Annotated in this window: 18 protein-coding genes; 6 read left to right on the top strand and 12 right to left on the bottom strand. The window is 71.8% G+C overall.

From position 1 onward, the window contains the following. Positions 1 to 59: 59 nt before the first annotated feature. The 4 genes from NAG42_RS21880 to NAG42_RS21865 are packed head-to-tail and all read right to left on the bottom strand — an operon-like array spanning position 60 to position 3,566. A complete protein-coding gene (locus NAG42_RS21880; protein ID WP_250032549.1) occupies positions 60 to 1,244 on the bottom strand; it encodes an ABC transporter permease in 1,185 nt (394 codons plus the stop codon). Further along, positions 1,241 to 1,927, bottom strand: a complete 687-nt coding sequence (locus NAG42_RS21875; RefSeq protein WP_250032548.1) for an ABC transporter ATP-binding protein — start codon at positions 1,925 to 1,927, stop codon at positions 1,241 to 1,243. The genes NAG42_RS21880 and NAG42_RS21875 overlap by 4 nt, the downstream gene beginning before the upstream one ends. Further along, a complete protein-coding gene (locus NAG42_RS21870; protein ID WP_250032546.1) occupies positions 1,924 to 3,003 on the bottom strand; it encodes a peptidoglycan-binding protein in 1,080 nt (359 codons plus the stop codon). Before NAG42_RS21870 ends, NAG42_RS21875 begins: the two co-directional genes overlap by 4 nt. Further along, positions 3,000 to 3,566, bottom strand: coding sequence for a hypothetical protein (locus tag NAG42_RS21865; RefSeq protein ID WP_250032544.1), 567 nt, complete (start codon positions 3,564 to 3,566; stop codon positions 3,000 to 3,002). Before NAG42_RS21865 ends, NAG42_RS21870 begins: the two co-directional genes overlap by 4 nt. Positions 3,567 to 3,695: 129 nt before the next feature. On the opposite strand from NAG42_RS21865, the gene NAG42_RS44985 reads away from it, so the two are divergent. Together NAG42_RS44985 and NAG42_RS21855 are read left to right on the top strand one after the other, a co-directional pair. Beyond that, positions 3,696 to 5,006 (top strand): sensor histidine kinase, encoded by a 1,311-nt coding sequence (locus NAG42_RS44985; protein ID WP_250032542.1) that lies wholly within the window; start codon positions 3,696 to 3,698, stop codon positions 5,004 to 5,006. Then, complete coding sequence (locus NAG42_RS21855; protein WP_250032538.1) at positions 5,003 to 5,656, top strand: response regulator transcription factor; 654 nt, start codon at positions 5,003 to 5,005, stop codon at positions 5,654 to 5,656. The genes NAG42_RS44985 and NAG42_RS21855 overlap by 4 nt, the downstream gene beginning before the upstream one ends. 48 nt (positions 5,657 to 5,704) lie before the next feature. Here the strand turns inward: NAG42_RS21855 and NAG42_RS21850 are convergent, their stop codons facing one another. Beyond that, positions 5,705 to 6,520, bottom strand: a complete 816-nt coding sequence (locus tag NAG42_RS21850; RefSeq protein WP_250032537.1) for an SDR family NAD(P)-dependent oxidoreductase — start codon at positions 6,518 to 6,520, stop codon at positions 5,705 to 5,707. A 143-nt stretch (positions 6,521 to 6,663) separates the two neighbouring features. On the opposite strand from NAG42_RS21850, the gene NAG42_RS21845 reads away from it, so the two are divergent. Beyond that, the gene (locus tag NAG42_RS21845) at positions 6,664 to 7,260 is read left to right on the top strand and encodes a TetR/AcrR family transcriptional regulator (protein WP_250032536.1); all 597 of its coding nucleotides are present in this window, start codon (positions 6,664 to 6,666) and stop codon (positions 7,258 to 7,260) included. Between the two features lie 23 nt (positions 7,261 to 7,283). Here NAG42_RS21845 and NAG42_RS21840 read toward each other — a convergent pair whose 3' ends face one another. The 4 genes from NAG42_RS21840 to NAG42_RS21825 all read right to left on the bottom strand — a co-directional run bounded on the left by NAG42_RS21840 (position 7,284) and on the right by NAG42_RS21825 (position 11,149). Continuing rightward, the gene (locus tag NAG42_RS21840) at positions 7,284 to 7,868 is read right to left on the bottom strand and encodes an NADPH-dependent FMN reductase (protein ID WP_250032535.1); all 585 of its coding nucleotides are present in this window, start codon (positions 7,866 to 7,868) and stop codon (positions 7,284 to 7,286) included. Positions 7,869 to 7,875: 7 nt separating this feature from the next. Next, a complete protein-coding gene (locus tag NAG42_RS21835; RefSeq protein ID WP_250032534.1) occupies positions 7,876 to 9,021 on the bottom strand; it encodes an FAD-dependent oxidoreductase in 1,146 nt (381 codons plus the stop codon). Between the two features lie 96 nt (positions 9,022 to 9,117). After that, complete coding sequence (locus NAG42_RS21830) at positions 9,118 to 9,831, bottom strand: TetR/AcrR family transcriptional regulator (RefSeq protein WP_250032532.1); 714 nt, start codon at positions 9,829 to 9,831, stop codon at positions 9,118 to 9,120. Between the two features lie 67 nt (positions 9,832 to 9,898). Next, positions 9,899 to 11,149, bottom strand: coding sequence for a tetratricopeptide repeat protein (locus NAG42_RS21825; protein WP_250032531.1), 1,251 nt, complete (start codon positions 11,147 to 11,149; stop codon positions 9,899 to 9,901). 170 nt (positions 11,150 to 11,319) lie between these two features. On the opposite strand from NAG42_RS21825, the gene NAG42_RS21820 reads away from it, so the two are divergent. Next, positions 11,320 to 12,459: a cupredoxin domain-containing protein gene (locus NAG42_RS21820; protein WP_250032530.1), complete on the top strand. Its 1,140-nt coding sequence runs from the start codon at positions 11,320 to 11,322 to the stop codon at positions 12,457 to 12,459. A gap of 32 nt (positions 12,460 to 12,491) precedes the next feature. Here the strand turns inward: NAG42_RS21820 and NAG42_RS21815 are convergent, their stop codons facing one another. Then, positions 12,492 to 13,256, bottom strand: coding sequence for a S1 family peptidase (locus tag NAG42_RS21815; protein ID WP_250032529.1), 765 nt, complete (start codon positions 13,254 to 13,256; stop codon positions 12,492 to 12,494). 161 nt (positions 13,257 to 13,417) lie between these two features. On the opposite strand from NAG42_RS21815, the gene NAG42_RS21810 reads away from it, so the two are divergent. Then, entirely contained in the window at positions 13,418 to 14,455 is a 1,038-nt protein-coding gene (locus NAG42_RS21810) for a zinc-dependent alcohol dehydrogenase family protein (protein ID WP_250032526.1), read from the top strand. On the opposite strand, the gene NAG42_RS21805 is transcribed toward NAG42_RS21810, so the two are convergent. Continuing rightward, positions 14,433 to 17,174, bottom strand: a complete 2,742-nt coding sequence (locus tag NAG42_RS21805; protein ID WP_250032525.1) for an ATP-binding protein — start codon at positions 17,172 to 17,174, stop codon at positions 14,433 to 14,435. The genes NAG42_RS21810 and NAG42_RS21805 overlap by 23 nt on opposite strands. A gap of 298 nt (positions 17,175 to 17,472) precedes the next feature. On the opposite strand from NAG42_RS21805, the gene NAG42_RS21800 reads away from it, so the two are divergent. Next, a complete protein-coding gene (locus NAG42_RS21800; protein WP_250032523.1) occupies positions 17,473 to 18,156 on the top strand; it encodes a GOLPH3/VPS74 family protein in 684 nt (227 codons plus the stop codon). Here the strand turns inward: NAG42_RS21800 and NAG42_RS21795 are convergent. Beyond that, complete coding sequence (locus NAG42_RS21795; protein ID WP_250032522.1) at positions 18,139 to 18,690, bottom strand: GNAT family N-acetyltransferase; 552 nt, start codon at positions 18,688 to 18,690, stop codon at positions 18,139 to 18,141. The genes NAG42_RS21800 and NAG42_RS21795 overlap by 18 nt on opposite strands. Positions 18,691 to 18,818 lie beyond the last annotated feature (128 nt).

Genomic DNA, 18,818 nt, shown 5'->3' with positions numbered 1-18,818 from the left:
GCTCGGTATAATACTCAGTATTATTGTGTTGTCACGCGCTCGTTCAGCAAGCGGCCCTGCTACGCGGTGCGCAGAGCCTCAGTGGGGGAGAGGCGCGCGGCGCGTAAGGCCGGGTAAAGGCCCGCGCAGCCCCCGATCAGCACGGCCGCGGCGAGCCCCGCGCCGGCGGCACCCGCCGGGACGAGCGTCGGCCAGCCGCGGGAGGCGGCCACCGCGTACGTGATCAGCGCACCCAGCAACACCCCCACCGCGCCGCCGCCCGCGCCCAGCAGCAGCGACTCGGCCAGGAACTGGGCGCCGACGTGGCCGCGGGTGGCGCCGAGGGCACGGCGCAATCCGATCTCGCCGCGCCGTTCGAGTACGGAGATGACCAGGACGTTGGCGATCCCGATCCCGCCGACCAGCAAGGCCACCGCGCCGAGGCCGAGCAGGAGGACGGTGGTGCCGCCGGTGACGGCAAGCCGCGCGGTGAGCGCCTCCGACGGCCGGCTGACCGCCACCTCCTCCGGATGCGCCGGGTTCGCAGCCCGCCCGAGCAGTCCGGCCACCTCATCCGTACGCTCGGTCTCCGCTCGCACGAAAATCCGGGTCGGGTGGCCCTGGTAGCCGAACAGGGCGGCCGCCACCGGCGCGCCGATCAGCGCCGCGGCGTCCAGTTCGGGCGCCAGCTCGACCGGCGCCAGCACCCCGGCCACGGTGAACCAGCGGTCGCCGAGGTAGATCTGCGGCCGGTCGGCGACGTCGCGAATGCCGAGCACGGTGGCGGTGTAGTGGCCGAGCACCGCCACCGGATGAGCGGCCAGCGCCCGGTCCAGGAAACGGCCGTGCACGAGTGTCGCGTCGAGGGTGTCGAGCAGGCCCGGGTCGGCGACGCGCACGGACAGACCACCGGTGCGGCCGGGCGGAATGCGGTCGCTGCGATAGACGCGTACGGGAAGAGTCGCCGTCGCCGCGGAGGACGACACCCCTGGCGTACGGGAGACCGCCAAGCCCGCCGTGCTCGGCAACTCGGCCTCGGCGCCGCGCAGAGTCTTGCCGTTCGCCACCGTCAGCAAATTGGTGCCGACCCGGTCGATCTGGGTGAGCACGTCCGACTGGCTGGAGCGGGTGACACCGAGCACGGCCACCATCGCCGCGATCCCGATAGCCACGCCCAGGATGGACAACGCTGTCCGGCCCGGCCGGGATCGCAACCCCACCGTGCTCACCGGCAGCAGATCGGCGACCCGCAGGCGCGACTTCATGCCGCACCTCCGGTATCCCGCACGACCAGGCCGTCCTTGAGCTCGACCTGCCGGTGCATCGCGGCCGCGATCCGCGCGTCGTGGGTGATCACCACGATGGTGACCCCGTCGGCGTTGAGCTCGTGCAGCAGGGCGACGACGCCGTCGCCGGAGGCCGAGTCGAGATTACCGGTCGGCTCGTCGGCCAGCACCACCGCGGGCCGTCCGACCAGCGCACGGGCGATCGCGACCCGCTGCCGTTCTCCGCCCGACAGATGCGCGGCGGGGAAACCGGCGCGGTGCGCGAGGCCGACGCGCTCGAGGGCGACCAGCGCGGCCTGGCGGCGTTTCGTGGCCGGTACGCCGCGATAGAGCAGCCCGGCGGCGACGTTCTCGGTCGCGCTGAGACGTTCGAGCAGGACGAACTGCTGGAAGACCACCCCGAGCAGGTGTGCGCGCACCCCGGACAGGGCCCGGTCGCGCAGCTTCTCGACCGGACGGCCGGTGATCCGGACCGAACCGGTGGATGGACGGTCCAGGCCGGCGGCCAGGTTCAGCAGTGTGGTCTTGCCGGAGCCGGACGGTCCGGCGACGGCGACCAGTTCGCCGCTGCGCACGGTGAAAGTCACCCCGCGCAGCGATGCGACCGGCGGAGTGCCGGGGTAAGTCTTGCCGACGTCGACGAGTTCCAGGGCCGCGGTCATGAGCCGGGCACCTCCACGGACTGGCCCTCGGTCAGACCGCTGACGATCTCCACCCGGCCCGTGCTCTCGTCGAAGCGGCCCAGCTCCACCCGCGCGAGCGGGCCACCGATCAGGCGAACCTGGTATCCGCCGCCCGGCCGGGCGAGGAGCGCGACGATCGGGATGAGCAGCACGTCGCGGTGGGTGCCGGTGGTGATGTCGACTGTCGCCGGCGCCTGGTCCAGGGTGAACCCGCGGGGAAGCTGGACGGCGATGGTGACCGGGACCGTCGCCGCGCCGGTGTTCTGCGGTTGGGGCGGCTCGGCGTTGCTGTCGCCGGGTTCCGAGGTCGCCACCTGGCCGATGCCGGTCACCCGCCCGCGGATCGGGTCGCGGTCCGGCAGCGAGACCTCGACCTGGTCGCCGACGTGGACGGCCTCCCGATCGGCGGTGTCGAGCGGGGCCATGACCGCGCGGGTGGTCGAGGTCGCGGTGAGCACCGTGGACCCGGATCCGGCCACCGCGCCGACCCGGGTCTGCTGCGCGGTCACCCGCAGCGGTGTGGGCAGGAAGACGATCGCGCCGTGGGCGAGGCGACCGGTGCGCTGGTGGCGCGCACGTCCCCAGGAGGCTTGCCAGCGGCGGATCGCGGCGGCGGTGGCCGCGCTGAAGTGCCGGTCGACGGTCAGGTCGTGCCCCATCGCGGCCAGGTTCTGCTCGAGCTGGCGGACGTCGGGGCCGTCGGTCATGCCGTACCGGAAGTCGCGATAGGCCGGGACCGAGCCCAGCAGGAGCCGGACCGGGGCGTCGGCGACCCGGAAGAGGATGCCGCCGCGACCGACCAGCCTGCCGGGCGCGGCCGCCGCGGTGAGCACACCGGGCACGCCTTGATGATCGATCGTGTACGAGCCGGTGTAGCCGAGCGCCCCGGAGATCTGCACGCTCTGGGTGAGCACCCCGCGCGTCACCTCCACGGCGCCGGTGGACACCTCGACGACGGGCGTCTCGCCGGCATCCGCCTGAGGGCGGGCCGCGTAGGCCACACCCGCCGCGGTCACCGCCACGGCGAGCACGACGCCCGTAGCCCTGCGGCTCACTTCTTGCCCCCGCTGCCGCCGGTGACACGGACGTCGCCGGACCAGATGTCGTGACAGGCGGCCTCGGCCTGCTCGCGCAGCGGTCCCGGGATGCCGTCGGCCAGTGGCGTCCCGGTGAGGTCGAATTCGCCGGCGGCGTTCGGGTCGGGGAAGCCGGGCAGGCCGTGCTTGCGGACGCATTCGGCGTACGCGGCGAGTTTGCGCAGGTCGTCGGCGGAGAACTGTTGCCGGGGGCGGAAGGCGTTCGGCGGGTACCTGTCCTCGATCGGCTGGCAGGCCTCGATGACCGTCCGGCGGGTGCGGAGGTCGTCCTTCCAGTTGTAGCCGGCCACGGGCGGGAACTGAAGGTAACCCTCGGGGGACAGTTCGGCGTCGGGCATCCGGGTCAGACCCTTGTCTCGCAGGCACTGGACCCATTCCTGACCGAGGGCGAGAATTTGCTGACGGTTCACGCCGGCCGACGCCGACGGGTCGGGCGGAGCGGCCGGACCGCCGGCGTCGCAGCCGGCGAGCCCGCCCACGAACAGCACGCAGAGCAGCACAGTGGACTTCGTTCTGGTCATGGCTTTCACCGTGGCCGTCCCGGCGAGGGAAATCGTCCGACCCCGGTGGGGGTTTCGTCGCACCGTGGCACCACCGATGTAGGACCTGGGTACGACGCTTTCGCGTCCGCCGCTGCCTACGATGAGGGCGTGCCGCGGCGCCTGTTGACCGATGCCGCCATCGCTCTGGCGTTGGTGCTGGTGACGGTCGGGCCCGGCCTGGTGACCGGGTTGGCCACCGTCGGCAAACCCGGCGACCCGGCCGGCCTCCTGGAGCGGTCGGGTCTGCCCGTCGGCGCGGCATGGTGGCTGCTGGTCGGGTTGATCGTCGCCGGGGTGGTGATCCGGCGGCAGCGCCCCCTCACGGCCCTGGTCCTCACCGGGCTGGGCACCTTCGGTCACCTGGTGACCCAGACCAAGTTCCAGCTCATCGACCTGGCGCTGCCGCTGGTGATGTACAGCGTGGCCGCGATGGCCCGGAGGCGGCGGGTGGCCCTGGTCGTCCTGGGAGTCGTCATGGTTCTGTCGTACGCGGCGATGTTCGGCGGCCGGCTGATGGACCAGCGGCAGGCTGCGCGCAACGCCAAGCAGGCCGAGCAAGAGGTCGTGCGGAACGGCGGCGATCGTCCGGTCATCAAGACGGTCCGGGTGACGGCGCCGCCGTGGATCGACGTGGTGGTCGACACCAGCCAGGCGGTGCTGGAGATGTGGCTGCTGCTGATCGCCGCCTTCGCGGTCGGCGACGGTATGCGCAGCCGCCGCGCCCACCTGGCCGCCGTCGAGGAGCGGACCGCCGACCTGGCCCGCGAACAGCGTCAGCGAGCCGCCCTGGCCGTCGCCACCGAACGCGCCCGGATCACCCGCGAGCTGCACGATGTGGTCGCCCACGGCATGTCGGTGATGGTGGTGCAGGCCCAGGGCGCGGCGGCCGCGCTCGATCGGCATCCCGAACGCACCGCCACCGCGCTGCAGCACGTGATCACCACAGGCCGGTCCTCGTTGGAGGAGATGCGCCGGCTGCTCGCCGCCGGCCGCACGGAAACGGCCACCGACCCGCAGCTCACCCCCCAGCCCGGGATCGGCACCGTGCCGGCGCTGGTCGACCGGCTACGGTCGGCCGGGATGCGGATCGAGCTGCACATCGACGGCGTGCCCGAGGTGATACCGGCGGCGGTCGATCTGTCCGCGTACCGGGTCGTACAGGAAGCTCTGACCAACACGCTCAAGCACGGGGGAGACGGCGTCGGCGCGCGGGTGCGGCTCGAGTTCGTTGCGGACTGTCTGCGGGTCGAGGTGGTCGACGACGGCGCCGGCCGGGTCGAGGGAGCCGACGGGCGCGGCCAAGGGTTGCGCGGGATCGCCGAGCGGGTTGCCGTGCTGGGCGGGGCGCTGGAGGCGGGGCACGGGCCCGGCTGCGGATTCCGGCTGGTCGCGACGCTTCCGCTCGGGGCGCGGCGATGACCGTACGGGTGGTGCTGGTCGACGACCAGACGCTGGTGCGCACCGGTTTCCGGCTCGTGCTCGACGAGACCGGCGACATCGACGTGGTGGGTGAGGCGGCGGACGGTTCCCAGGCCCTGGAGGTGGTCGCCCGGACCAAGCCGGACGTGGTGCTGATGGACGTGCGGATGCCCGGCCTCGACGGCATCGAAGCCACCGGCCGCCTCCGGTCCGGCCCGCACCCCGCCAAGGTGATCATCCTGACCACCTTCGACCTGGATGAGTATGTGCTCGCCGGACTACGGGCGGGAGCGAGCGGCTTCCTGCTCAAGGACGCGCTCGCCGCCGACCTGATCTCGGCCGTACGCGTTGTGGCCGCCGGCGAAGCGGTGGCCGCGCCGAGCGTGACCCGCCGCCTGATCGCCCACTACCTGGGCAGCTCCGCGACCCGCTCGGTCACCGGCGAACGGCTCGCCGCCCTCACCGCGCGGGAGCGGGAGGTGCTGACCCTCGTGACGCGCGGCCTGTCGAACCCGGAGATCGCGGCGGCCCTGTTCCTGTCCGAGAGCACCGTGAAGACGCACCTCGGTCGCGTCCTGGGCAAGCTCGGGCTGCGCGACCGCGTGCAGGCCGTCATCCTCGGCTACGAGTGCGGCCTCGCCGGCGACTGATCCTTTTGCCGCTCCCGCCGGCCATCATGCCCACCAGGCCGCACGCGCTCAGGCGGTGGTGCCGCCGTCGGCCAGCAGGGTGCTGCCCGTCATGAAGGCGGACAGGTCCGAGGCGCAGAACAACGCGACGCGGGCGATGTCGTCCGGGACGCCGGGCCGGCCGATCGGGCCGGTCATCATCAGGGCCATCGTGGAGAGCTCCTCGGCCGGGATCCCGGCGGCGGCCGCGGCGGCGATGTTGCCCTCGGTGGGGACGTGGCTCGGCGCCACGCCCAGGACCCGGATGCCGGCCGGCGCCAGTTCCAGGGCCAGTTCCCTGGTGAGTCCCCGCACGGCGTGCTTGGACGACACATAGGCGGCCAGGCCGGGCGCGCTCCCGCGGAAACCCGCCGTGGAGACGATGTTCACGATGACCCCGCCGGTGCCGGCGTCGGTCATCCGGCGGGCGGCCTCGCGGGCGCCGACGAAACTGCCCCGGGTGTTGACGGCGAGCACGGTGTCCCAGAGCTCGTCGCTCATCTCGAGCAGCGGCACGCTGGGGAAGATGCCGGCGTTGTTGACCCAGATCTCCAGGCCGCCCAGATCGGTGACCGCCCGGTCCGCGACCGCCTGGACCGACGTCGTGTCGGTGACGTCCATGGCGCAGCCGATGACGCGTACGCCATGTCGCCGGGCGATGTCCTCGGCGGCCTTCACGGCCAGCTCCTCCTCGACGTCGCCGATCACCAGGTCGGCTCCCGCCTCAGCCAGGCGCAGGGCGATCGCCTTGCCCAGCCCTCGTGCCGCACCGGTCACGACGGCCCGGCGGCCGGTCAGGGAGATGAGGTCGGTCAGGGACTTGCTGGATACGTCGGCGGTGGACATGGCGGTTCCTTCCCGTTGGTGGCACCTGCCGGTCAGCGGCGGGCGTGTAATCGCCGACGGTAGAGGCCACTCGGCAAAATGGCAACACAATGTAACCATTCATGGTCGCCGGTGGCCGCGGCGTCCGTTAAGGTCGACACCTGATGACGGAACCGAACCGGCCCACCCGCGGCATCCAGCGGGGCCCGCGCAGCATCCAGGTGGTCGAGAGCGTCCGCGCCGCCACCCTGGCCGAGCTGTCGAGGACCGGGTTCGGGAAGCTCACCATCGACGCCGTGGCCAAGACGGCCGGGGTGAGCCGGCCGACGATCTATCGGCGCTGGCCGTCGAAAGCGGCATTGCTGCAGGCGGTCGTGGAGCCGTTGCTCGAGCGCTACGACGTCGACCCGGACACCGGGACGGCCTCCGGTGACCTGCTCGCCCTTATGATTCTGATCAGAGACAACGCGGCCCGGCCCGAGGGCCGGGCGATGATCACGGCGGCGACCACCGGTGCGCCGGAACTCCGGGAGCTCGTCCGCGCCGCGAACGCCCGGACCCTCGCGCCGTTCCACCGGGCGCTGGAGCGGGCTGTCCGCCGCGGCGAGCTGAGTCCGGCCTGTGACGTGCCCATCGTCGCCTACGTCCTTTTCCAAGCGGTGGTGATGTGGGAGCAGGCCCACGAAGGCGCCCCCTCGGAGGCCGATCTCCTCCGCGTCCTGGGCACCGTGCTGTCACCGCCTCTCCTGCTCGAGCCTTGAGGCCGCCGCCTCGCTCGCGCCCCTCAGCGCGTGAGCGAGTTGCTGTAAGAGCGGGTGCGCAGCGGGGCGAGCGCTGTGCTCCAGGCGACGACCTGGTCGAGCAGTGTGGTGAGGGCGGCGCTCTGGTAGTCGGCGGGCGCGAACTCGGTGCGATCGCGGAAGTCGGTGGCCATATTGAGGGCGACCTGCGCGGTGACGTCGGCGACCTGCAGCGAGCCCATGACCAGACGCAGTTGTTCGGCGGCGCGCACACCGCCGTTCCAGCCGTAGGAGACGAAGCCGGCGGCCTTGTTGTTCCACTCTGGATGGACGCGGTCGAGGGCGTTCTTGAGCGCGCCGGGCATGCCGTGGTTGTACTCGGGCGTGACGATGACGTAGCCGTCATAGCGGGCGACGGTGGTGGCCCAGGCTTTGGTGTGCTCGTGGGCGTAGTGGCCACGCGCGGGCGGGACCGGTTCGTCGATGTCGGGCAGGTGGTGCTGGGCGAGGTCGACCAGGTCGAATTGGGCGTCGGTGCGCTCGCGGGCCCGGTCGAGGACCCAGTTCGCGACGGCTTCGCCGTGGCGTCCGGGGCGGGTGCTGCCGAGGATGATGGCAATAGTGGTCATCGGGGCATCAGTTCCTTTCCGCGTAGGCGGCGAACTGGTCCAGCAGGCTGTGCGGGGCGCGCTCGTCGAAGCAGAGCTCCAGGTTGCGGGCGGCTTCCCCGGCGGCCTCGGCGCTGCGCGGGAACAGATCCTTCTCGTACGCGGTGAGGGCGGCCTCGACGTCGCCGGGGTGGGCGGCGATGGCCTGGCCGAGTTCGGCGCCGTCGAGCATGGCCAGATTGGCCCCCTCGCCGGCGAAGGGCGACATGACGTGGGCGGCGTCGCCGAGCAGGGTGACGCCGGGGACCCGGGTCCAGCGGTGTCCGGCGGGCAGGGCGTTGATCGTACGGGGGACCAGGGCGCCGTCGGCCTCGGTGATCAGGGCGTGGAACTCGGGCGCCCAGCCGGCGAACTCCTCGATCAGGACGGCTTTGCCCCTGGCGGTGTCCGTCCAATCGACGGTGCCGACCCAGTCCACCGGTTTGGTCAGGGCGAGGTAGACGTGCAGGCTCCCGTCGGTCTCGGCGTGGGCGAGGAAGCCCTGGCCGGCGCCGAGCGCGAACAGCATGCCGGCACCCACCGTCTTGGCCGGGCCGGGATGGCGCCGGACGGCGTCCTGAAGGTCGAGCTCGATGAACGACATGCCGGTGTAGGCGGGCTCGGCGTCCGACAGGAGTGGCCGTACCCGTGACCAGGCACCGTCGGCGCCGACCAGCAGGCCGGTGGTGACGGCCGATCCGTCGGCGAAGGTCAGCTCATGCTGACCGCCGCCCAGCCGTTGCACCGCGGTGACCTTGGTGCCCCAGCGGATGGTGCCCTCGGGCAGCGAGTCGAGCAGCATCTGGCGCAGATCACCGCGGTCGACCTCGGGGCGGGAGCCGGTATCGCCGCCGGGCTCGCCGTTTTCATCGGTGTACACGGTGCCGTGCTTGTCGAGGATCCGGGTCGCCTCGCCACCCTGGTGGATGATCTTCTTGAACTCGTCGAACAGCCCGGCGGCCTTGACCGCGACCTGGCCGTTGTAGTCGTGGATGTCCAGCATCCCGCCCTGAGTGCGCGCCCGCGGTGAGGCGTCCAACTCGTAGATGGTCGACGGAATGCCGTGAACGTGCAGCACCCGGGCGAGCGTCAGCCCGCCCAGGCCGGCTCCGATGATGGCGACAGGATCGGTCATGTCTTCCTCCAGCTGGATCAGATAAAACCTGTTCGCTACGAACATGTTCTTTATGGGCATGGCGAGCCTCCGATCCGCCTGGACCGGAGGAAGTCTTCAGCTCCGCTCGTGGCCGGCGGCTCGCGCGGGTGGTGCCACGGTGGAAATGCCGGTGATCAGGACGTCGAACATCCAGGTCAGGCGCTGTGCGCCGGTCCCGGAGAAAAGGTCGTCGCGAGCGCGGGCGATGTTGGGGCAGTCGCCGTCCGCGGCCTCGTTCAACGCCTCGACGAAGGCGTCCTGCTCGGCGGCCGCATCGACAGCCTCACCTCGGACGCCCTGCTCGGCAGCGGTGGCGGTGCCGTGTTGCAGGAGCAGGTCGACGCCCCACGCCGCCTGCGCCACCGGCACACCACCGGCGTGCAGCAGCCCGAGCAGCGTGTCGACCAGGCGCACATAGTTCGCACCGGAGGGGCGCAGCGCGAGCACCGATCGGGCCAGGCTCGGCTGGCCGAGGAGCAGCCGCGTGTATCCGGTGAGCAGGTCGAGGAGCTCCCCGCGCCAGCGCTCGCCCACGGCGGCCGGGTCGACCAGGGGAAGGCCGGTGAGCAGCTCGTCGAGGATCGCGCCGTGCAGCTCCGCCATGTTCTGCACGTAGACGTAGAGCGAGGCCGGGCCGGTGTCGAGCTCGGCCGCCAGCCGGCGCATGGTCACCCGCTCCAGCCCCTCCTCCCGCATGATGCGCAGCGCCACCGCGACAGCGCCGGCCCGGCTCAGCGGCGGCTTGGCCGGCCGGTCGCGGCGGCTGACGGGGACTCGACGAGAACTCATAACGCGATCGTAGCGAACATGTTCGTGATTGCCAAGAGGCCCCTCCGGCCGTAGTCGGCCGCACGCGTCAGCAGGTGACGAGCGGACTGATCAGCCACGGTTCGGCCCTCGTGCGGAAGAACTCCGCCTGGTCGGGCGCCGCGAGCTCGCCCGCTCGCCGATAGCAGGCCGCCCCGCGTGGACCGTCGCCCTCGACGTGCCCGTAGAGGAGGCCGAGCATCCCGTACGCCTCCGAGGCCGGCGTCCGCAACCAGTGCCGGCTCGGGTCCCGCTCGTAGCGGTCGACCACGAGACGAAGGTTCGAGGTGCCCACGGTCAGCCAGCGGCGGTCGCCGGCCAGCAGGTGGCAGGCCGCCACCCGGCCCATTCCGGCCCTCGCCCGGATGTCGGCGTCCGGCAGGTCCGGGGTGATCGGCCGGCTGAGGATCGACTCGTACTCGCGGTACGCCTGGCTCAGCGCGCGCAGCTGGGCCGGCTGGGGCCGTTCGCAGTCCACCGCACCCTCCTGATAGGAGATCTCCGCCAGCCCGAGCAGGGCCCGGGGGTACGCCGGATCGAGCCGGAGAGCTTCCTCGTAGTTCCGTTGCGCCGGCGCGAAGTTCCTCCGCACCGCGAGCCGTCCGTGCGCGTTGCCGAGCAGCACCAGGACCAGCCGGCGGGTCAGGTCGCCGGGTGACTTCTCGAGCACGGCCGTCAAGGTGGAGAGGGCAGCACGGTAGTCGGCGGCGGAATACTGGCTGACCGCGCGCAGCAGCAGGAGGTGGGCGCCGGTCTGCTCGGCCGCCGAGGTGTGCAGGTCCCGGCCGGCCGCCGCCTCCTCGAAGCTGCCGATGTCGCGCTCCTCGAAGATCGGGTAGCCGGCGAGCTCGGCCGCCTCGCGGAGCCGGCTGCCGCCGATGCTCAATTCCAGCCGTACGGTGGTGTGGTACCGACGCGGGCGGAGAACGAACGACACGGCGACGTCGCCGTCCTGGGCCTGCCGGGCCCGGTCCAGCGCGGCCGGCCGATCCCCGTCGAAGGTCGTGACGCGCGGCCGGCATGAGCGGCCGACCCGCACCAGCGCGTCGTCGGCGGCGGCCGTGTCCAGGATCTGCCGATCGAGCGTGTCCCTCAGGTCGCGGGCGAGCCGGTCCGTCTCCTCCCGCGAAATCTCGTCCGCGCCGGACCGGTCGACTGCCGGGTCGGCCACGACGATGTTGTACGGCCCGGTGAGGCGCTGCTCCGAACGAAGCCAGCACGGGCGGTCCGGCCAGAGACTCGCCAGGTCCGCCTGGACGCCGATCGTCGCCAGAAGCACCGAGACCGCGATGATCGGCACGGCCCGGCGGTGCTGGAACCGTTCCAGGCGCGCTGCCAGGCGGCTCCTCTCCGGGTCACCCGCGGGGCTGGAATCCGGGCCATCCGTCACACCGGAACTAACTGCGTGCGGCTCAATTCCGATATGCCTGGCGAGGCGCAGCCGGCGCCCGGTTCGACGATGGGAGAACCATGGTGCGCGTACGAGGGTGGGCCGCCGGGATCGTCGCCGTGGCGCTGATCCCGTCGGTCGGCGCCTGCACCGACGCCGGCCGGACGGCTGCGGGGCCGCCGCCCACGTTGACGGCGTCGTCCCCGGCTGACCTGCCGCCGGCCCTTTCGGCCGCCCCGTCGGCTCTTTCGGCCGCGCCGTCGGCTCTCGCGGCGGCGGCGCCGTCGTCGAAGCCGGCGCTGCAATCCGCCACCCCGGCTCGCATTTCGCCGCAGTCCTTGCCGTCGCACTTCTCGACGCGATCGCCCTCACCCCCGCCGCGGCTCGGCGTGCCGCCGCTCCCACCGTCACGCGATGAGCCACCTGCCGCCTCCCCGTCGCGAAAATCCTCGCGGACTGCGCCGATCCGGTCGCGTCGCCCGTCGCCGCCCGCGCCCAAGCTCGCGGTCACCTGGAACCTGACGAGCGTGCTGTCGCGCGACGAGGCGGTCCCGGCCGGCGTGCAGGCGCAGCTCAGTTTCTTCATCGGCGGCTCGAACGCGGAGTCACCGTGCCGGTCCCGCAGCGGATTCGGCATCTCGGTGGTGGACGAGGTGCTGTCCGCACCCGGTTTCGCCACCATCTGCGCCAACGGCCTGCGCCCCGGGCAAACGGTCGAGGTGTCGGCGTACGCGCCGTCCGGCCGGATCGTCCAGTCCTGGGAGGCGGTTCCCGTGTACGAGAGCTCGCTCACCCTGCGATTCCGGCGCATGCCGTACGACGAGCCCGGCGTCTATCGCTTCCAGCTGACCCAGCAGAAGCGCTCGGCGTCCACGACGGCGCCGCTCCGGCCGGTGTCGTCCCCCGCACTCATCCCCTACCTGGACGACGATCAGGAGTCGTTCGAGGCCGCGGAGCCACCCTTCCGCGTGGCCGTCGGCGGTTTCCCGCCGTACGCGGAGGTGCCGATGCGGCTCTACGGCGCGGAGAAGCGGATTCCCGGCGGCACGGTCCGGTCGCGCTACCTGACGACCTTCCCGATCCGGATGGACTCCCGCGGTTTCGCCCTCTGGGAGCTGCGGACGTTCCCCGGCGACCCCCGAGGCTGCTATCGGCTGGCCCTCGACGGCATCCCGGAGACCACCACCCGGCTCCGTTTCTGCCTGCCCGACGGCCCATGACGGGCCGCCGGGCGGATTCGCGGCCCGGCCGGCTACCGGGTGGCGAGCAACTGGCGGGCGGCCCGCTGGATCTCCCGGCTGAAATAGGCGACGTCGGTGTAGTTGGGCCTCGGCTCCTCGCCGGCGTCCCAGTCACAGTCCGAGCCCGAGCTCACGATGCCGATCTGCTCCCAGACGCCGTGGGGCAGCCGGTGCACGGCCGGCCCGCCGGAGTCGCCGCCGCAGTGGCTCTTCCGGTTCACCGACCTCGCGCAGATCGTCGCCCGCGGGTACTCGGGGTTCTCGATCCACCAGGGGTCGTCGAAACACTGCTCGTCCGCCAGATACGGCAGCTCCACCTTGCGCAGGAAGCGCTCCTGAGGCGCCTCCCACGTCTGCCTGCCCCAGCCGGCCACGGTGAACGTCCGCACCGGCCGGGGCGTGGTGGCGATCCGCAGGGTGGGCAGTCCGAGCGGCTTCTCCAGCTTGACCACGGCCCAGTCCGGCCCGTCCCACCACGCGGTCCCACCGGCGACGGCGGTGGACCGGGTGACCGTACGGCGGGGGCTTTCGAGGTCGACGGCCCCGGAGACGACGGTGAAGCTGTCGCCCGGCTGCTCGTCGACGCAGTGCTGGGCGGTGAGGACCAGTTGCGGGTGGATGAGGCTTCCGCCGCATCCCACCGGCAGCAGCCGGACCGCCCAGGGGAACTCACCGGGAGCGGCCCGCTCACCACCGCTGATGGCGGCGGCCGGAGCGGCCATGCTCAGCACGGCGGCGATCGCCACCCCGGCGGTCAGAAGTCGTTTGAAGCGCATCGGCCATCCTTCGAGAGAGACTATGGGGCTCGTAGAGAAGATCCCCACAGTGGACGTTTCGTTGCCTGCTGAGCCGTGCATCTCGGTCGAGGCGCCCTTGACTGTGTGGTGAGCACACGGTTTCTGATGGCGGCACACCACTGTCGCCGGGGGACACCGATATGACTGATTCGATGAAGGCTGTTGTGCTCGCTCGTTTCGGCGGGGCCGATGCTTTCGAGCTGCGCGATGTCCCCGTACCGCAAGTCGGACCCCGCCAGGTGCGGGTGCGCGTCCATGCGACTGCCGTCAACCCGCTCGACTTTCAGATCCGCCGCGGGGACTACCCGGATCATGTGCCGCTTCCGGCGATCATCGGGCATGACATCTCCGGCGTGGTCGAGGAAGCCGGATCCCACGTGACCGAGTTCCGCGCCGGCGACGCGGTGTACTACACACCCCGGATCTTCGGCGGCCCCGGTTCCTACGCCGAGCAGCACGTCGCCGACGTCGAGCTCGTCGGCCGTAAGCCGGAGAACCTCACTCACCTGGAGGCGGCGAGCCTGACTCTGGTCGGCGGAACGGTCTGGGAGGCCCTGGTGACGCGGGCTCAGCTCACCGTGGGGGAGACGATCCTCATCCATGCCGGCGCGGGGGGTGTGGGCACGATCGCGATTCAGGTCGCGCAGGCGATGGGCGCACGGGTGATCACCACCGCGAAGGCCGGCGACCATGACTTCGTGCGTTCTCTGGGCGCGGATGCGGTGATCGACCACACGGCGAGGGACTACGTCGATGCCGTGGCCGAGATGACCCAGGGCCGGGGAGTCGATGTCGTCTTCGACACGATCGGGGGTGACGCTCTCACCCGGAGCCCGCTGACGCTCGCCGACTTCGGACGCGTCGTCAGCATCGTCGACATCGCGCAGCCGCAGAACCTCATCGAGGCGTGGGGCCGCAACGCCGCCTATCACTTCGTCTTCACCCGCCAGAACCGGGGAAAGCTGGACGCGCTCACCACGCTGGTCGAGCGCGGTCTCGTGAAGCCGGTCGTCGGTGCGACTCTTCCGCTCGCTCGAATGGGCGAGGCTCATGAGCTCCTGGAGGACAGGCGGTCGTACGCACTGCGCGGCAAGATCGCGATCGATGTGGCCGGTGAGGCGGTTGAGCTTCCCCCGCGCATCTCGCAGAGTCCGCTCAGCGCAGGCGCAGTTCCTTGAGCTGACGGCGCGAGGTGATGCCGAGCTTGCGGAAGATGTGTCGTAGGTGGGTCTCGATCGTTCGCGGGCTCAAGAACAGCTGAGCGCCCACCTCCTGGGAGGTCGCGCCGGTGGCGACCAGCCGCGCGATGTGCAGCTCGTGGGCCGTGAGGGCGTCGGCGGTCGAAGTCGTCCGTTTACGAGGGTGCTCGCCGGTGGCCCGCAGCTCTCGGGCGGCGCGGGCGGCGAACGCCTCCAGGCCCATCCTCGACAGCAACTCGTGCGCGGTGCGCAGCTGCTCGCGGGCGTCCAGGCGCCGACCCTCACGGCGCAGCCATTCGCCGTACACCAGGTGGGTGCGGGCGAGGTGGCCGGCCATCCGGCTGGCCCGCAACCATTCGATCGCCTCGCGGTAGTGCTTGTCGGCGGCCGGCCCGGTGCTGGTCAGCGCTTGCGAGCGCGCCGCCAGACCCAGCGCCCACGGGCTGCCGCTGGCCCGGGCCCGCTCACTGAGCAGCTTCACGGCGGCGGTCGCGCGCTCCGGCTCACCCGCGCGGGAGGCCGCCTCGATGAGCTCGGGCAGCGTCAGATTGCTGAACAGCGTCTCGTCGGTCCGGGCCGCGCTCGTCGCGGCGTCCAGTGCGTCGGGATAGTTGCCCAGACCGTTGTGCAGGACCGTCATGGCGTACTGGGCCATGGTCACTGCGGTGCCCTCGCCTCGGGCGGTCGCCTGTTCGACGCTTGCCGCATAGAGCTGGGTGGCCTCGGCCTCGCGGCCGCGCCATGCGGCCAGCACCAGCTGGGCGTGGAGCAGATGGACGCCTCCGGTCGCCTGCGTGATGCCGACCTCCTCGGCGGCCAGCTCGCCGGCGTGCTCGGTCTCGCCGGCGAACACCAGCACGACAGATTGGAACAGGAGCGCGGCCGGCAGTACGCCGAGCGCACCCGCTTGGCGGGCGAGCCGGACGTTGCACTCGGCCAGCTCCAGGACCGAGTCGTCGTCGAACAACGCCAGGGCGATGCGGCTGACCAGCCAGAGCCACCGGTGGTTGTCGGAGTTCTGCTCCACCGGCTGGTCGAGGAAGGCCTTCACCGCGCGGCGCAGTTGCGGCATGCCGGCTTCGTAGCCTTGGGTGAACGCGGTCACCAGTGCGTCGAGCAACATGTCGGCCGGTTTCGGCGGCCCGACCGGGGCGGGCGCGCCCTTGGCGCTCTGGGCAACCTCCAGCACGCCGCGTTCCTGGCCGACCTTGCCGGTGATGATCGCCGTATCGAACGCGTGCAGGTAGGTCTCGCGGGCCAGCGCGGCGTCCAGCGGGCCGAGTGTCCGGGCGGCATCCAGCAGCATCCCCGGTACGTCGCTGCCCCGGGTCAGGTAGAAGGCGATCCGAGCGCGGGAGAGTTGCAGCCGGCCGCGTTGCCGGGCGTCCAGCGGCCCGGCCGCCGCCATCGCCAGCAGCTCCAGGGCCGCCTCGGACGCACCGGCCTCCTGCTTGGCGTCCGCGGCCTCCAGCGCTCGCCGGGCCCGGTCGGCCGGACGGGGAGTCAGCTCGGTCGCCTGCTGCAGGAACGCCGCCGCGGCGGCCGACCCGCCACGAGCCCGCGCCCGCCCGGCCGAACGCTCCAGGCCCGCGGCAACCTCCTCGTCGGGACCCAATGCCGCCTGCGCGAGATGCCACACCTGCCGGTCAGGATCGACGAGAGGATCGATGGCGGCGGCCAGCGCCCCATGGGCGCGCCGGCGATCCGGTGGCGAGGCCGCCCGATAGACCGCCGAGCGCGCCAGCGGATGGCGGAACCGCACCCGCGTACCGATCTCCAGCAGTCCGGCGGCTTCCGCGGGCGCGGTCGCCTCCCGCGAGATGCCCAGCTCCTCGCCCGCACGCCACAGCAGCGCCACGTCACCGGTCGGCTCCGCCGCCGCGACCAGCAACTGCAATTGGCTCTCGACCGGCAGGCTGGCCGAGCGGCGCTGGAAGCTGTCCTCGACGCGGTGCGGGACGCTCAGCACGTCGGGCAGCTCGAACCCGCCGGCCAACCGGCTCGGTTGTGCGCTCCGGGGCAGTTCCAGCAGCGCCAAAGGGTTGCCCCGGGCCTCCGCGACGATGCGCTCGCGGACGTCGTCGTCCAGAGGGGCCGGGACCGCGCTCATCAGCAGCTCCCGCGCGTCGGCTTCGCAGAGTCCGTCCAGGCGCACCTCAGGCAGCCCGTCGAACACCTGGACGTCACTGTCACCAGGGTCGCGCAGCGCGAAAATCAAAGCGAGCCGCTCGGCCCCCACCCGTCGCGCCACAAAGGCCAGGACTTGGGCGGACGCCTGATCCAGCCACTGCGCATCGTCGACCAGACACAGCAGCGGCTGATCCTCGGCCACCTCGGCCAGCAGGCTGAGAGTGGCCAGCCCGACCAGGAAGCGGTCCGGCGTCACTCCGCCCTGCCGTCCGAACGCGACACCCAGCGCGGCCTGTTGCGGTTCGGGCAGCACCCCGGCCCGGTCCAGCAGCGGGCCACACAACTGATGAAGACCCGCGAAGGCGAAATTGGTCTCGGACTCCGCCCCGACCGAGGTCTGGACCCGGAAACCCGACCCGCCCGCGATGTCGCCGGCCTGCTCCAGCAACGCGGTCTTGCCGATGCCGGCCTCACCGCGCACCACGATGGCCCCGCTGTGCCCGGACTGCGCCCGGTCCAGCAGCTGCTTCACCGCGTCGCGTTCCGTGCGGCGGCCCAGCAGGTCCACCAGCTCCGCCCCCGTCCTTAGGTACCGCCCGGTACTTAAGAAGCGGCAGCTTATCAGTCTTGCCGTGTGCCTGGAACACAGTGTGGCGGACCAGGCATTCTGCACGGCACGTCCCGGCCGGTAAGGGTGTTTCACCGACGCGAACGTCACCGTGCCAATGCGAGCGTGGAGCCACAGCCGTACAAGGGGGGAGGAGCCGACGTGGCTTGGAGCACTCGGGAACTCGCGGAGCTCGCCGGCACGACAGTCAATACGATCCTCGAGCAGCCCCTCGAATCACTGCCGAGGGGAGGGCACAGTGGCTGAGCAAACCCGCGAACCCGTGCTCGGGCCGGCGATCCTGGCCGAAGATCTCCTGCTGCTGCTGTTCCAGCCGGAGCCGACGCGGGACACGGGAGTCGTGGCCGGTGAGAGCACACTCTCCCACGCCCTGGCGGGGGCGGTGCTGGCTGATCTCGGGCTCGGCCGGCAGGTGCGGATCACGCCCGGCCAGGGCGGGTCGACCAGGGTGGAAGCCGTCGCCCACCGTCCGCCGACGGACGACATCCTGCGGTCGGCCTGGGATCACCTCGCGGCCGGGCCCCGAGGTCTCCAGGCCGCCATCGCCGCGATCGGACCGGACCTGCGCGACCCGTTGCTCGACCGGCTCGTCGAGCGCGGGGACATCCGCCGCTCCAGGCGCACACCGCTCGGCTTGGTCGCGGTGGAGGTTCTGCAGGACGGTGGAACCGGACGCCGGGCCGCGCTGCTCCACGACGTACGGTCAGTGCTTGTCGACGGCGTGCAACCGCAACCGCGACTGGCCGCCCTCGCCGCTCTGCTGTCGGCAAGCGGAACGCTTCCCCGGTTCGGCCCCGGGGTCCCCTGGACCGCCTCCGTGATCGCCCGCGCCAAGCGGATCGAGCAGGAAGACACCGGCGCCGAGGCCGCCACCGAGACCATCGCCCGCATCGTTGCCGCGACCTCAGGGTCCGCCGAGTGAGCCTCGACCGGTCGGCGATGTCCGGAGATCCTTGTGCATGACGAGGAAGTCGCAAGGCGTAGCGAGTAACGGCGCGAGCTCCGGAAAATCCTCGTCGAACCGGCCCAGCCGGACCGGGACGTAACCGATCCGCGTGTACCAGCCGCGCAAGAACTCCTTGACCGGGTGTTCCCAGGTCCGCGGGACGAGCAGTTCGAGCTGCATCCACCGCAGCCCTCGGTCACGGGCCCATTGCTCGGCGAACGCGACGAGCTCCCGCCCGATCCCCGCCCCTCGGCGGGCTGGGTCGGCGACCAGCATGCCGAACTCACCCAGGTGGTCGCTCAGCTGCCGGATCCGGACCGAGCCGGCGACAGCGGTGCCGTCGCGCATCAGCGCGATCTCGCCGGCCCGCACCAGCGCGCCGACCTCGGCCAGGGTGGTGCGCTCGGCACCCTGCGTCCACAGGCCCTTCTCGGCGTCCAGGTAGACCCGGTTGATCAGGTCGGTGAGCGCCGCCAGGTCGTCCTGTCCGGTCGCGAACTCGATTCCCATCACCCGATTCTGCTGGATCACGGGACAGCGTCCGCACGGCCGTCCGCGGACGAGGAAGGGTGCGACAAGCGAGAACGGGCCCGCCCCGGCGGGTTAGCCTTCGTCCAGCGTGCTCCCGTAGGGCGGGG

The organism is Paractinoplanes maris (assembly GCF_023544465.1).
In the GTDB taxonomy this organism is placed as follows: domain Bacteria; phylum Actinomycetota; class Actinomycetes; order Mycobacteriales; family Micromonosporaceae; genus Actinoplanes; species Actinoplanes maris.
The sequence above is the reverse complement of the archived record's forward strand: the minus strand, read 5'-3'. Positions and strand labels throughout refer to the sequence as shown.